A 13,589-nucleotide genomic window follows, 5' to 3' on the forward strand; every position below is an offset into this window, starting at 1 on the left:
GCAGCCGTCAGCGCTACCTCCCCGGCGCCCACGCACTGTTGCGCCGCGCGATCCTTGGGAGGGCGTCCGTTTCCAGGGATCGCGGGTCCCGGCCCGGCCCGGCCTGGTCGGCCAGGACCAGATCAGTTGCCCTCCAAAGGCGAAGCGTCAGCGTCGCCCCACTCCGGGGCGCGCAGCCCGTGGACCCGTCGATAGGCGGCGGGTTGTGGGGACTTCCACTTCTTCGTGAGTGCCGGATCGGGCGCGTAGATCTCCACTCCCAGCGGATGGCACACCTCGACGGCATCACGGGCGCCCGGCCCCCACAGCGGGATCGACAGATCCCCGCCCGGGCAGGTGGACAGCGCGCACAGCAGGTCGATCTCGGCGAAGAACTCGAAGAAGTCGCCGGGCCGTGCGGGGCATGCCTTCATGAAGTAGCGGTCCTCGTCGTTGAGGCCCGTGCACTGGAAGACGTTCAGTACGTCGTGGACGTCGAACTCGGTCAGCCCGTACGGCAGTACGGCGCGCACGAGATTGGAGTGACACTGGTAGTCGAAGTCCCCGCCGCCCAGCATCCGGTTCACATAGGGATCGCAGCGGGTGCCGAGCAGATCGTGTACGCGACCGCCTTCGGCGTCCTGGCCGTAGGACTCCAGGGTGTCGTGCGTGATCGTGGCCATGGGCCGCAGATACGGCAGCGTCGACCACAGCCGGTCGTACCGGGAGACATGCGCGCGTTGCAGCTGGCGGGTTCGAGCGGCCCAGAACCGTTCGCGCGGATTGTCCCGATGCCACAGGTTGAGGTCGCCGACCTGTGGCCCCTGTACGGTGAGGATGCGGCAGACGTGGCCTGCCGGTACCTCCCAGGCCCGGCCGGAGCGAATGGGCACCTCCAGTTCTCGTACCGGCCGACGATGGTCCCGAACGTCCTGGGCGAGGCTGTCGTAGAAGGCCTTGTCGATGTCGGTGCTGCTGCCGGGGTGCGCCGGGTAGGCCGCCGGGGGAGTACCCATGGGATGTTGTCCTCTCTCCAAGTCAGGTGCGGGAAGAGTCACGTGCCGAGGGAGTCTTCGGCGGGCGGCGGCGCGGACTCAGACTGAGCGGTGGCCGTCGCGGCTCGCTGTGAGTAGGAGAAGACCGCCGCCAGACACAGACCGAATACCGCGAGTGAGAGCAGCGGAGTGTCGGGGGACGTCCAAGGTACGTCCCAGCCCGCCCAGTTGGGCACCGCGGCCAACAGGCCGACCAGGGATTCGCCGGTGATGATGCCCGAACTGAGCAGCACGGCGCGGTCGCGGGACGCCTTCGCGGCGCGGTCCGGTGACGGCGCCTCGCCACCAGATCCCCTATCGCCACCGGGACCGCGATCGGCCCGCCGTCGCGCTGCCCGCCGCAGGAAGAAGCCGAGCAGACCACCGACGAACAGCGGCACGGAGAGGCTGAAGGGCAGATACATCCCGATGGCGATGGGCATGACGAAGAGCCGGAACGAGCTGCCGTACCGCTTGAGCACCCAGTCCGCGACGACGAGTGCGGCCCCGATGGCGACGCCGGTCCACAGCATCCGCTGCGGGAAGTGGCCCGCGTCGAAGACCCCGTTGGCCAGGTGCGCGAAGATGGCCGACTGCGGTGCCTTGAGGGCGTCGGGGTCCGTGGTGCCGATGCCGTAGCCGCGCTGCAGCAGCACCACGATCGGCGCGACGACGAAGGCAAAGGCGACGACCCCCAGGAGCTGGGCGAGCTGCTGTCGTCGCGGTGTCGCCCCCAACATGGCTCCCGTGGCCAGGTGTTGGGCGGTATCACCCGCCGTTGCCGTCGCCGTGCAGACGAACACGGAGGTCAGCAGCGCGCACAGGGCGAGGCGGGCGTCGAGATCGGCTCTGGCCACCACGAACACGAGGGTGAAAAGGAAGAAGGCGCTGATGGCCATCCCGGAGATCGGATTGTTGGAGCTGCCCAACTGGCCGACGATGTAGCCGGAGACCGCGGCGAAGGCGAAGACGAGCACCAGGATGACGATGGCCGTGGCCAGGGCCAGTGACGGGGAGCCCACCGCCCACCAGAGGAACACAAAGGTGGCGAGCGTGGTCAGCGCGATTCCCGTCAGTACGGCTCCCATCGGCAGATCGGTGTCCGTGCGCTCCCGTACCCTGTCACGGGCCGGGCGAAGGCCCGCGAAACCGGCTCTGACACCGAGTCCGATCGATGTCCTGGCCTGCACGATCGACCAGCAGCCGCCGACGATCATGGCGCCGATGCCGACGAACCGGATGTCGGAGCTCCAGGTCTGCCGGGCGAGCCCGACCAGTTCCGTGTGCGGTACGCCGGCGGGGTCGGCGACCAGCGGAATGGCGACCAGCCAGGACAGCGTGCCGCCCATCAACAGGAGGGAGGCGAACCGCAGTTCCACGATGAGGCCGACGCCCACCAGCGCCAGTGACAGGTCGATCCCGCCGTAGAAGACCCGGCCGCCGATCCTGGCCGCCCCTTCCACCGTGCCGACGACGACGCCGGCGAAGCTCTGCAGTGCCTTGAACACCGCGCCGCCGAGGACGGCGAGCATGGCCGGGCGCAGACTGTGGCGGCCCGCCGCCCCGGCCCGTGAGACCTTGGCGCTGGCCTCGCTCTCGGGAAAGCGCAGCTCGGGAGAGAGGCGTGTCAGCGAACGCCGCAGCGGGATCACACACAGCACGCCGAACACGCCGCCGAGCACGGCCGCCAGGCTCACCTCCCAGTAGTCGAGGTCCTGGCGGACTCCGCTCAGGACGAGTGCGGGAGCGGTGAAGACGACGCCCACGGCAAGCGCCTCTCCCGAGGACGCGATGGTCTGGGCGAGGTTGTTCTCCAGGAGGGTCGTTCGGCGTCGTACCACCCGGATGACACCCGTGCAGATGAGAGCGGCGGGAATCGCGGCGGACACGGCCAGACCGGAGTAGAGGGCGAGATAGGTGATCGCCCCCGTCAGGGCGAGTCCGATGGCGAAGCCGAGAGCGACCGCCATGAGTGTCAGCTCCGCGGGTTCGCGCGTGCCCCGGTCGGCTTTCACTCGACACGCAGCCGCATCAGGGCGTGCACCGCCTCCGCGTCCCGGTCCAGCTGCGCCGGGTCTTCGTGTACGAGGCGGACCAGACCCCAGGCCGTGACCATGTCCCGGGTGACCGGCCAGTGCGCGCCGACCTTCGCGATCATCCGGTGGCCGTCGTACGAGGGCAGCTTCGCGACCTCCGCCGCGCCCTGGTGGCCGAGGACCCGGCCGGGCCGGTGGTTGATCAGGCAGCAGACGCAGTAGTGCCGGTGGAAGCGGTACTCGGGCGGCCGGGTGTATGCGCCGAGGAAGATGCGGACGCTGTCCTGGAAGGTGTTGAGACCGGAGCACTTCTGGATCATCAACGGGGTACTGGCGCCGGGGAGCCGGTTGTTGACCTCGATGACCCGGGGGCCGCGAGAGGTCATCTTGAACTCGGTGTCGTTGATGCCGTACCGCACACCGATCGCGCTGTTCACCGACCGGATATAGGGCAGCACATCCTGCGCCAACGGGTCGTCCAGGGGCAGTGACTTGAAGGTGCGGTAGATGCTGGGGTGGCCGTCCCGCTGGATCTTCTCGTAGCGGGCAACCGACACGAGGGCGGCCTCGGGGGTGCCGTCGTGCAGCAGGTTCATGAAGTACTCGTCGCCGTCCAGATACTCCTCGGCCAGCACGGCATCGGGCGTGCGGTCGTAGAGATCGGGGGAGTCGAGGATGGTGCGAAAAGCCCCGGCCACCTCACGCTCGTCGGTGCAGACATAGACGTGCGAGGCCCCGGAGGAGGCAGGGGGCTTGAGGACGATCGGATAGCCCGTCGCCTCCGCCCAGGAGAGCACGGCGGGCAGGCTGGTGGACTCCATGTGGTCGGCGCAGGCCACTCCGTGCTCCCGCCAGTACTCCTTCATGACCCGCTTGTCCGTACGTGCCCGGATGCTCGCCACGGGGTTGCCGATGAGCCCCAGTCCCTCGGCGAGCAGGTCGGTGACGTCCAGGGCGGTCTGGGTGCCCGGGACGACGGCGGCGACCCCCCGGTCCTTGAGGAAGGCGAGAGTGTCGGCCACCGATGTGTGGCGGTGGATCTCGCTGAAGGTGTTCCCGAGGAACGAGTCGGCGACGTACGGAGTGCGGAACTCCTGGGTCATGACGGCGAGCGGCCGCAGCCCCATGGCCGTCGTCTCTGCGCCGTATGGCACCGCCCCCGACACCGGGTCCACGATGGCGATGGCCTGTCCTGGCACGGGCATGGGCCCTTCCTTCCTCAGTTCCGGTCGTGGCGGTCAGGAGATGAACTCGAAGTAGCCGTTGGCCGAATAGTCGAATCCGGCCCGCTTGAACCGTTCCTTCGGCATGGGGAACCCGGCGGCCAGATACTTGCTCAGGAAGAAGACGCCCTCCGGGGTCTGCATGTCCGGGCCGTCACCGCCGGCGTGTGGCCCGGTGGCGTCCGGGTGCGGAGAGCCCGGTCCGGTGGTGGCGGTCATCGCCTCGCGTGCGTACTCGACGAGGGTGTTCTGCATCCCGCTGCCGTCCGGCATCCGCACCTTCGGGCGCTGCCTGACGTAGTCCGGCAGGCTGTCCGCGAAGGCCGCCCGGAGCAGCCACTTCTCCTGCCCTTCGTGCATCTTCAGGCTCATCGGCAGGGCGTAGGCGAACTCCAGCAGCGCGCGGTCCATGAACGGCACGCGGGTCTCGACCGAGTTGAGCATGCTCGACCGGTCCACCCGTTGGAGGTCCGTGCGGTGCAGATTGCCCACCCGGTAGCGCATCAGGTCCTGCGGATCCGGGTGGCTGCGAAAGAGGTCGTATCCGGCCATCACCTCGTCGCTGCCTTCACCGCACAGCGCGAGCTTGAAGCCGTTCTCCTTGGCCAGCAGGAAGGCGAAGTAGCCGACACAGGTGTCCATCGCGTCGATCGGCTCGAAGAACTCCGCCCCGTACACGACGTCGTCGATGACGTCGATCAGTGCCGCCCGGTCCAACCGCGCCACCAGGTGCGGGACGTCGAACTCCTTGCAGTACCGCTGGGCGACCTCGACATCGGCGGCACCCTCCAGGCCGATGGTGACCGCGGTGACGTCGGGGTGGTACTTCATCGCGGTGTGCAGTACGGCCGCGCTGTCGACACCCCCGCTGAAGGTCACCGCCACCGGGAGGTCCGTGTCGACCTGTTTGCGTACGGCGTCGTCGAACAATTCCCGGTAGCGTGCCACCGCCTGACGCTTCGGCAGCGGACTGCCCGCCGGCTCCCCGAGGCCGTAATAGCGGGTGGTCCCGGTCTCGGTCACATAGGTGCCCGGCAGCACGGTGCGGATCTGGGTGCCGTGCTCGAGCAGGCATTTCTGCTCGGAGGCGAAGCAGTGCGTCCCCTCCTCGGCCGCGTAATAGAGCGGTTTGATGCCCACGTGGTCGCGGGCCGCCAGGAAGTGGCGGCGCCGACCGTCGTAAAGGACGAAGGCGAACATGCCGTCCAGCCTGGCCACGCAGCTGTCACCCCACTCCAGGTAGGCGTGCAGCACGACTTCGGTGTCCGAACAGGTACGGAACTCATGGCCGCGGGACCGCAGTTGATCGCGCAGCCGACCGAAGCCGTACAGCTCGCCGTTGTAGACGAGCTGCACCTGTCCGCTGGGATCGCACTGCGGCTGGCGGCCGTGCGCCCGGTCGACGATCGCCAGGCGGTTGGTGCCCAGGGCCACGCCAGGACCGCTCCAGCGTTCGGCGAAGTTCTCCGGATCCCCCCGATATCGGATCCGGTCGAGCATCGACACCAGGACATCCTCCCGGGCCGCCGTCCGACCGGCGCTCTCGGTGTCCCGGTGGAGGTCCATGATTGCCGCGATTCCACACATGCCGAACCACTCCTTCCCGACAGGTCCTAGGCGGTGACCGTGCCGCCCACGCGCTGCAGGTCGTCGAAGAAGCCCGGATAGGTCTGCGCGACGTACTGCGGATCGCTGATGGTCATTCCCGACCTGCTGCGCAGCGCGATGACACTCATGGCCATGACGACGGCGTGGTCGTAGTGGCTGTCCACCACGGCGTCGCCGGGTGAGCCCGCGCGCGATCCATGCACGATGAGGGTGTCCCGCTCCTCCTCGGCCGAGATGCCCGCGCGCTGCAGTTCCCGCCGGAAGTCGCTGATGCGGTCGCACTCCTTGTACCGCAGATGCTCGATGTTGTAGAAGCGGCTGGTGCCGTCGGCGTGCGCGGCGAGCGCCGCCAGCGGCAGCACCGCGTCGGGCGCCTTCGAGCCGTCGAAGTCGCACGGGCCCAGGTCGCCGCCGCCGTGTACCTTCAGGCTGCTCTCGTGCGCGGTCACCGGCACTCCGATCTGCGCCAAGTACTCCAGCACGCCGCCCAGTTCCTCCAGGCCGTTGTGCCGGATCTCGACGCTGGAGTCGACGGCGGCGGCGACAGCGAGGAGGGCCGCGGTGCTCGCCGGGTCGCTGCCCACGACGTACTGCGCCGGGTGGTAGCCGGTGTCGGCGGGTATGCGGTAGTGCATCAGCTCCTCGTCGGTGTCGATCCGGATGCCCGCGGACCGCAGCACCCGCAGCGTCGTCCGCACCATGGGCCGGGCCTTCAACTCGTCGTCGACCCGCACTTCGAGCGGTGCGTCGAGCAGCGCGCCGAGGTAGAGCAGGCCACTGAGGAACTGCGAACTGCGGCGCCCGGAGACGGCGACCGTGCCGCCGTGCACGCCCGAACCGTCCAGGGTGATCGGCAGTCGGCCGTGGTCGCCGTCCAGGGTGCAGCGCACTCCGAGCGTGCGCAGCGCGTCGACCATCTCCTGGTTGGAGCGCCGGCCCAGCGATTCGACGTACGGGGTCATGAAGGTGGTCCGGCGCAGGTGCGCGGTCGCACCGAGCAGGAGGCGCAGGACGATGCCGGAGTTGCCGGGGGAGAGGGTGGTGCCGTCGCGCAGCCGGTCCGGTCCGGTGACGTCGAAGGCGCCGGTGTCCGTGCGGCGGATCCGCGCGCCCAGCGCCTCACAACAGTCCATCATGGCGCGGACGTTGAGGCTGTCGGCGAGGTTGTCGATGCGGCTGGTGCCCGGAGCCAGGGTGGCCGCGAGCACCGCACGGGCCGAATAGCTCTTGGACGCCGGCGGGGTGAGGGTGCCGCCGAGCTTGCCCACTGGGTGTACGTGCACTTCCTTGTACTGGAGAAAGTCCTCCACGCCGACTTCCTTCCCTTCGTGGTGTGTTGGGTTCCAACGGATCAGGAGCTGGTGCGCTGTGCGGTGCCGAGCTCGGGCTCGGTCCACTCCCAGCGGATCCCGAGAGAGTCGAGCGATCGGAGGTAGCCGGGGTAACTCGCGTGCAGGTACTCGGCCCCGTCCACCGGCGTCGGCCGCTGCGCACCGAGCGCGGCCGTGGCCAGACTCATGAAGATGCGGTGGTCGCCGTGGCCGCTGAGCGGGACGCCCCCGGCCGGGCGCCGGCGTCCCGGCGTGGTGAAGCCGTCGACGCTGCCCGTGCGGTCGTACGTCGGTGAGATCTCGCACCCCAGTTTGCGGAGCTCGTCGAGCATCACCTCGATGCGGCGGCTCTTGTGGTTGTTCACGTGTGCCGCGTTGCGCAGGGTCACCCGGGCGTCCACGAACGGGGCGACCGCGGCGAGGGTGGGCACGACCGTGGGGATGTTGCGTCCGTCGATCTCGACGTGCCGCCCCTCCGGTGCCGTGCACGCGAACCGCAGAGTCTGCTCGACCGGGTCGTGCCGGGCGGAGATGCCGAGCCGGTTCAGTACGGTCAGGAATTCCCCCTCCGAACTCAGGGTGGAGGGGGTGTAGTCGAGGATGGTGACGGCGCCGCCGCCTCCGGTCAGTACGGCGCACGCCGGGTAGGACAGGGCGGTGAAGTCGGAGGCCAGATGGTAGAGCCTTGACTGGTACGACCCGGGGTGGACGGTATAGCTCCCGCCGTCGGTCGTGACGTCGATGCCGTGCTCTCGCATCATCGCGAGGGTCAGGTCGACATATCCGGAGCCCACCGGCCGAGGGCCGGTGCTGTGGATGCGGACGGGGCGCTCGGCGAGCGGTGCGATGAGCAGGACCGAGGTCAGAACCTGGGAGCTGTGCAGGGTGTCGACGGTCGTCTCGCCGCCCAGCCCGCTGCCGCCGGACACCCGCACCCGCAGATGGGAGGCGTCACTGAGGTCTTCGAGGTCGGCGCCGAGATCCTTCACGAAACGCAGGTGCTCCAGGACGGGCCGGGCGAGCATGGAGGCGTCGGCTTCGAGCACTGACTCCTCACTGAGCAGACAGGCGAGCGCCGCTACGGTACGGAAGTTGAACGCCGAGCCCTCCATCGAGAGCGGCGACGGTGCCTTGTGGCGGGAGAGGGACTTGCCGACCCCGGTGAGGACCAGCCGATGGTCGTCGCGCTGCCCGACGTCGAGGCCGAATGCCTGCGCGGCCCGGAGCAGGCTCTCGGCCTCGGACGACCAGGCCGGGTGCACCACGACGCTGGGGGCGTTGGCCAGGAGGCTGAACAGGATCGCACGCTGCATATGGGGCTTGGAGTACGGCACCCGGACCGCGCCCGTGGGGGCGGATCGCGGCGGATGAATGAGAATCTCCGTCATGTCGCGTCCGAGCCGACGGCGGTCGCGGTTATCTCGACGAGCAACTGCGGGCGTACGAGGGCGGCTTGGACCGTGGTGTTCACCGGCGTGATGACGCCGAACGACTCTTTGAAGGCCCGGGAGTAGTCGTCGAAGTAGGTGAAATCGGCGAGATGGGTCACCGTGCTGACCACGTCGTCAAGATCCGCGCCCAGCTCGCGCAGGGCGCGCTGGATCTTGTGGATGATGAAACGCGTCTGCTCGTAGGCGTCGTCGCCCTGGGGCTCACCGGCACCATCCGCGGCGACGGTGCCGGCAATGAAGATCTGGTCGCCATGGCGCATGCCTCGCGCGTAGCCCATCTGCGTCTCCCAGATCGACTCGCTGAAGACCACTTTCCTGCCGTGGGGATGAGGAGCGGGAAAGGAATGAGCAGTGCCTCGGTGTTCGGTCACGGTTCCTCCTTGGCTCGTCGCCACTGACTTGGCGCAGCAGCGCACGGCAGCAGAATGAAGGCAACCTGGCAGGGCGAACGCCCGAGGTCGGACACTTCCGGACTGTTCCGGGCTGTTCCGGACGGGGGGAGATTTCACCGAACGCCGCTAAGGCATCGCCGACCTGCGTCGAGTCGAGACGGGTGCCCGCCGATCTGGAGGGCTCGGCTGCCTACTCGCCGATATCGGTTCGAGGGCTTCGCCATCCTGCGGCTGGGACGGTCGCGCAGACCTTCAGACACCGTCTCGGAACCTCCGGATCAAAGGTTCAAGACGCCTCCGAGGAGTGCCCCACATTCCTGACGAGGTCAGCGCGCTCGACGAGACCGGGTCCCGACTGTCAGTGGCGCAGTCGACAATCCCCGTATGACCTCACCCCAGCATCTCCAGGGCCTCCTCACCGATTTAGGACTAGCGGAGGCTGCCACGTTCACGGCTGTGCACGGCGGCGACGAGGACGCCGTCATCCGGCTCTTCGGCGGCAGCCCCGAGCAGTGCCGCCCCCTGCGACTGGAGGAACTGCGCGAGCACTACGAGAGGGAGCTCATCCTGGTCTCCCGGTCAGGACCTGCCGTCATCGTCGTGGAGAACAACAACCATCAAGGGTCTCGCGAGGAGGTGCTGCGCCCGCTCTCCCGGCACGGCCGCACCGCCAGCGCCTACTGGAACGTCAACGCGGTCTCCCAACTCAGCCTGGCCGAGGACGGACTGATCTCCTCCGCCTTCGAGATGCTCGTGCCCGAGGACACATTCGGAGCGCGCCCCGACGCCTGGAAGCCCCTGCTGGAAGGCCTGAACCTGGAAGACGACGACAACCTGTGGGGCGCCGGTCTGGCGGCTGTCGAGCGCGCGACCGGTGCACGATTCGACAACTCTTGGGTATGCGGCCCACACCGCGCTGTGGAGATCACGCGGGTGCCGGAGTACCTGCTGGGGCAGGGCCTCATCGACTCACCCCTGCTCAAGCGGGAGCCCTTCATCAGCTATCTGGCCGGACTGGGACCCTCGCTGCTGCAGCCGATGCGGCGCCACGCCCTGGACCTGGCCCTCGCACATGCCGGCCTACGCGAACATCCCCTGGCCTCAGCAGCGCTGACAGCCGCCACCCTCCCAGCCAGTGCGAGACTGCGGCTGCGCGAGGACCTCACTGCCGCACGCGACCAAGCGCACCCTAGGGCTCGCGCACTGCTGATCGGCGAGCCGGAAGACTTCGAACCCGAGTGGGAACGCCCCTCCCACCTCGTCTTCCGCCAGGCCATCGTCTTCGATGTTCTCGCCCAGTGCGTCGCCAACCATCTGCCCACCCCAACGGACGATCTCCCGGACATCCTCAGCTCCTTGGTCACGGCGATGACCGGGGACGGCGCCCGCGTCGAGGAGTTCTGGATGGTCAAGCACCTGCACGACGCGGCACGAAGAGCAGCCTGACCCGCGCAGAGGACATCACACCGTCAGACCCCCGCGAACTCGCCGGGAAGATCCTGGCTGCCAACCACAGCAGAACCTTCGATTCTGAGGTTGCAAGATGGGTTGTCAGCGGCCTTCGCACGGGTCGTCGTCTGCGGGCATCGGATCGGTGTCCGCCACCAGGCAGGAGGAGTAGACCCGCGGGGGCGTGGGCCGCGGCTCCGGTTGCGACGTTGTGCCTTCGGCGATGAGCGCCACGGCAACGACGAGGGACATCCCCGCCAACGCGGCGAGCCAGGTGCCGCGGCTCACCGATCGCCGCCGAAGTGCTTGCGGAGCTCGTCGTCGCAGTCGTCACTGGCGTCGTGGACTCGTGAGAAGGCCAGCACTCCGTCTTCCTTGCCTTCCTGCTCGGCCTTGGCCAGCTGCTGCTCGATGTCCGCGATCTGCTCGGCGCACTCGGCGCTGACGGTCTCCTCCGGCAGCGGGTCCCGTGGCGCGGAGGAGTTCAGTCCGGCGGTGGCGGCGAGGCCGCCGGCGCACAGCACCGCCCACGCGGCAATCCACCTGCGACGGCTCATCGGTATCGGCTTGGGCACCCCGGCATCCTACGAGCGCGGTGTCGGGGTGTCGCCGTCCGCTCGCTGCGGTCGGCGCGTCCCCGCCCGCCCGTCAGCCTGGCAGGCGGCCCGTGCCGTGTCCGCCACCTCGGGGGCCGTGAACGGCTACGCCCACCGACCGCTCAGCGGTCCAGCCGGGCCGCCAGCCCGTCGAGCAGGCAGTCAAGGCCGAAGGTGAAGTCGACGTCGGGGTCCAGCTCCTCGGCTTCGAGGACGCGGCGGGCGAGCATCGGGTGTTGGCCCGCCGCGAGGACCTCGCTGATGTAGGGGCCGACGCTGCGCTGCCACTCCTCCTCGCTGAGCCCGGTGCGCTGCTCCGCCCGGCGCAGGGCCTGCTGGGCGGCGACCGAACCCAGTACGTAGGAGTGCACAGCGCTGAGCGCCTGCGAGGCGAGGGTGATGTCGGGCGTGAGGGCGACAGCGGCGCGCAGGGCGGCTTCGGACCGCCGCAACGAGTTGGGGCCGAGCGCGGGCCTCCCCGCCAGTTCACCCGCCAACCAGGGATGCCGCAGCAGCGTCGTGCGCGACGCGTGCGCGACCGCACCGAGATCGGCACGCCAGTCCTCGGTGGGCTCGGGCAGGGGATCCTCGCCCTGCGCCGCATCGACCATCAGGTCCACGAGCTCGTCGCGGTTGGTGATGTACCGGTAGAGCGAGGCGGTCCCGGAACCGAGGTCGCCCGCGACCCGCCGCATCGACACCGCCGCCAATCCCTCCGCGTCCGCGACGGCCAGCGCGGCGGCCACGTACTGGTCCACTCCAGGCGCGCGTCGACGCGGCTCGGGGCGTGGCCGGGTCCACACCGACGAGGGAACGGGTTCGGTCATCGGAGGCGGTTCCTTTCCTCGTTGACCCGCATCCTACCTTCTGGCTACGGTGTAGCCATGACGGGAACGATGTACCCAGAAGGGCCGGTGCCGGTGCCGGTGCTCGTGGTCGGCGGCGGCAGCGTCGGCCTGCTCACCGCGGCACTGCTCACCCACCACGGCGTCCCCGCGGTGCTCGTCGAACGCCGGTCCGGGCCATCGGCGCACCCACGGGCCACCGGCATCGGCCCGCGTTCCGTCGAGGTCCTGCGCGAACTCGGGCTCGACGCCGCCGTCGACGCCGCCGCGGTCGACCTCCGGGGCGCCACGGGGAAGGCGGTGGCGCGGACCGTCGTCGAGATGGGTGCGGGTGACGTCGCGACCGTGCCCATGCCGACCCCGTCCGCAGACGAACTGGACGTGACGCCGTTCAGACTGCGCGGTGTCTGCGCCCAGGACCGGCTCGACGCCGTCGTAGCAGCCGACCTGGCAGTCCGCGGCGCGGACCTGCGCTGGACGACCCGCTTGGTCGACATCGCGCAGGATGCCGACGGGGTCGACGTCGAACTGGAGGGGCCTGACGGTCGCTACTCGCTGCGGTGCGCGCGTGTAGTCGCCGCCGACGGCACGCACAGCACCGTGCGAACCGCACTCGGTGTGGGCACCTCCGGGCCGGGCGACCTGGGCAAGTCGAAGATCAACATACTGTTCCGTGCCGACCTCCGACCGCACCTGCGGGGAATGTCCTTCGCCACCTGCACGATCACCACGCCGGAGGCGCCCGGCTTGCTAGCCACCGTGGACGGCGAGACGAACTGGGTCTTCCACGTCTCCTGCGACGTCGATGGCGGCGAACACCCCGACGATTTCACGTACGAGCGCTGCGCCGCGGTCGTCCGGCTGGCGGTGGGCGATCCGGCCCTCGACGTCGAGGTGCGCAGCGTGCTCCCATGGCGGCCCCGGAGCGCAGCGGCCGAACGTTTCGCTGTCGGCCGCGTGTTCCTCGTGGGCGACGCCGCGCACACCGTGTCGCCCCTGGGCGCGTTCGGCCTCAACACCGGGATCGCCGACGCACACAACCTGGCGTGGAAGCTGGCCGCCGTCCACCACGGCGAGGCCGGGGCCGGACTGCTCGACACCTACGCGCACGAACGTGAACCGGTGGCCGCGACGACGCTGGACCAGGCGATGCGCAGGCAAGCCGACCCGGAGCTGCACTGGGGACGCGGGCCCAAGGCCGACGCCGCCCGGGCGGCATCGGGGGTGTGGGCGGCGCCGGTCGTGCACCTCGGCCAGAGGTACGACTCGGCCGCCATTGTCGCCCCGCGGCCGCAACTCCCGTCCACAGTGGACCTGAATCTGGTCCTGGACGGATCGCCGGGTTCACGGGTGCCTCACGCGTGGATCGACGGGGTTTCCACGCTCGACCTGGTGGCGTCCCGGTGGACCCTGCTGGCGGGCGCCGCCGGGGACCGCTGGGTCAGCGCCGCGGCGGACGTCGGACTGCCCGTGCAGCGCGTCGCGGTTCCGTGGCTCCCGGACGCAGGGGCGCTGCTCGTCCGTCCGGACGGGATCGTCGCGATGCGCGCCACGGAGCCGGCGACGGATCCGGCACGGTTCCTCACCGAGGTCCTGGACCAGGTGCTGGCCAGGCCGGTCCCGGTGCCGAGCACCTGAACGCGCC

The 13,589-nt window shown here is 69.5% G+C and carries 11 protein-coding genes; 2 read left to right on the forward strand and 9 right to left on the reverse strand.

The genetic code is table 11. The features are described 5' to 3' along the window. Positions 1-122: 122 nt before the first annotated feature. Genes ACFUPX_RS08880 through ACFUPX_RS08910 form a run of 7 tightly spaced genes read right to left on the reverse strand, consistent with a single transcriptional unit; the run spans position 123 to position 9,033 of the window. A complete protein-coding gene (locus ACFUPX_RS08880) occupies positions 123-995 on the reverse strand; it encodes an urea carboxylase-associated family protein (RefSeq protein ID WP_383318318.1) in 873 nt (290 codons plus the stop codon). Positions 996-1,033: 38 nt separating this feature from the next. Beyond that, positions 1,034-3,028, reverse strand: coding sequence for an OPT family oligopeptide transporter (locus ACFUPX_RS08885; RefSeq protein ID WP_383318321.1), 1,995 nt, complete (start codon positions 3,026-3,028; stop codon positions 1,034-1,036). Continuing rightward, the gene (locus tag ACFUPX_RS08890) at positions 3,025-4,254 is read right to left on the reverse strand and encodes an ATP-grasp domain-containing protein (protein ID WP_383318325.1); all 1,230 of its coding nucleotides are present in this window, start codon (positions 4,252-4,254) and stop codon (positions 3,025-3,027) included. The genes ACFUPX_RS08885 and ACFUPX_RS08890 overlap by 4 nt, the downstream gene beginning before the upstream one ends. 33 nt (positions 4,255-4,287) lie before the next feature. After that, positions 4,288-5,859 carry an asparagine synthetase B family protein gene (locus ACFUPX_RS08895; RefSeq protein WP_383318328.1) on the reverse strand — a complete coding sequence of 524 codons (1,572 nt, stop codon included), beginning with the start codon at positions 5,857-5,859 and terminating at the stop codon, positions 4,288-4,290. Between the two features lie 26 nt (positions 5,860-5,885). Beyond that, positions 5,886-7,190, reverse strand: coding sequence for a 3-phosphoshikimate 1-carboxyvinyltransferase (aroA, locus tag ACFUPX_RS08900; RefSeq protein WP_383318332.1), 1,305 nt, complete (start codon positions 7,188-7,190; stop codon positions 5,886-5,888). 41 nt (positions 7,191-7,231) lie between these two features. Beyond that, positions 7,232-8,599 (reverse strand): 3-phosphoshikimate 1-carboxyvinyltransferase, encoded by a 1,368-nt coding sequence (locus tag ACFUPX_RS08905; protein ID WP_383318334.1) that lies wholly within the window; start codon positions 8,597-8,599, stop codon positions 7,232-7,234. Beyond that, on the reverse strand, positions 8,596-9,033 hold the full coding sequence (locus ACFUPX_RS08910) for a RidA family protein (protein ID WP_383318337.1): 438 nt from the start codon (positions 9,031-9,033) through the stop codon (positions 8,596-8,598). Before ACFUPX_RS08910 ends, ACFUPX_RS08905 begins: the two co-directional genes overlap by 4 nt. 405 nt (positions 9,034-9,438) lie before the next feature. On the opposite strand from ACFUPX_RS08910, the gene ACFUPX_RS08915 reads away from it, so the two are divergent. After that, positions 9,439-10,500 (forward strand): DUF6461 domain-containing protein, encoded by a 1,062-nt coding sequence (locus ACFUPX_RS08915; protein ID WP_383318340.1) that lies wholly within the window; start codon positions 9,439-9,441, stop codon positions 10,498-10,500. 287 nt (positions 10,501-10,787) lie between these two features. Here ACFUPX_RS08915 and ACFUPX_RS08920 read toward each other — a convergent pair whose 3' ends face one another. Next, entirely contained in the window at positions 10,788-11,078 is a 291-nt protein-coding gene (locus ACFUPX_RS08920; protein WP_383318343.1) for a hypothetical protein, read from the reverse strand. A gap of 143 nt (positions 11,079-11,221) precedes the next feature. Beyond that, complete coding sequence (locus ACFUPX_RS08925) at positions 11,222-11,926, reverse strand: TetR/AcrR family transcriptional regulator C-terminal domain-containing protein (RefSeq protein ID WP_383318346.1); 705 nt, start codon at positions 11,924-11,926, stop codon at positions 11,222-11,224. Positions 11,927-11,983: 57 nt separating this feature from the next. Here ACFUPX_RS08925 and ACFUPX_RS08930 point away from each other — a divergent pair, with 57 nt between their 5' ends. Beyond that, complete coding sequence (locus ACFUPX_RS08930) at positions 11,984-13,582, forward strand: FAD-dependent monooxygenase (RefSeq protein WP_383318349.1); 1,599 nt, start codon at positions 11,984-11,986, stop codon at positions 13,580-13,582. Positions 13,583-13,589 lie beyond the last annotated feature (7 nt).

Origin of the sequence: Streptomyces sp. NPDC057302 (assembly GCF_042667685.1) — a bacterium.
GTDB lineage: Bacteria > Actinomycetota > Actinomycetes > Streptomycetales > Streptomycetaceae > Streptomyces.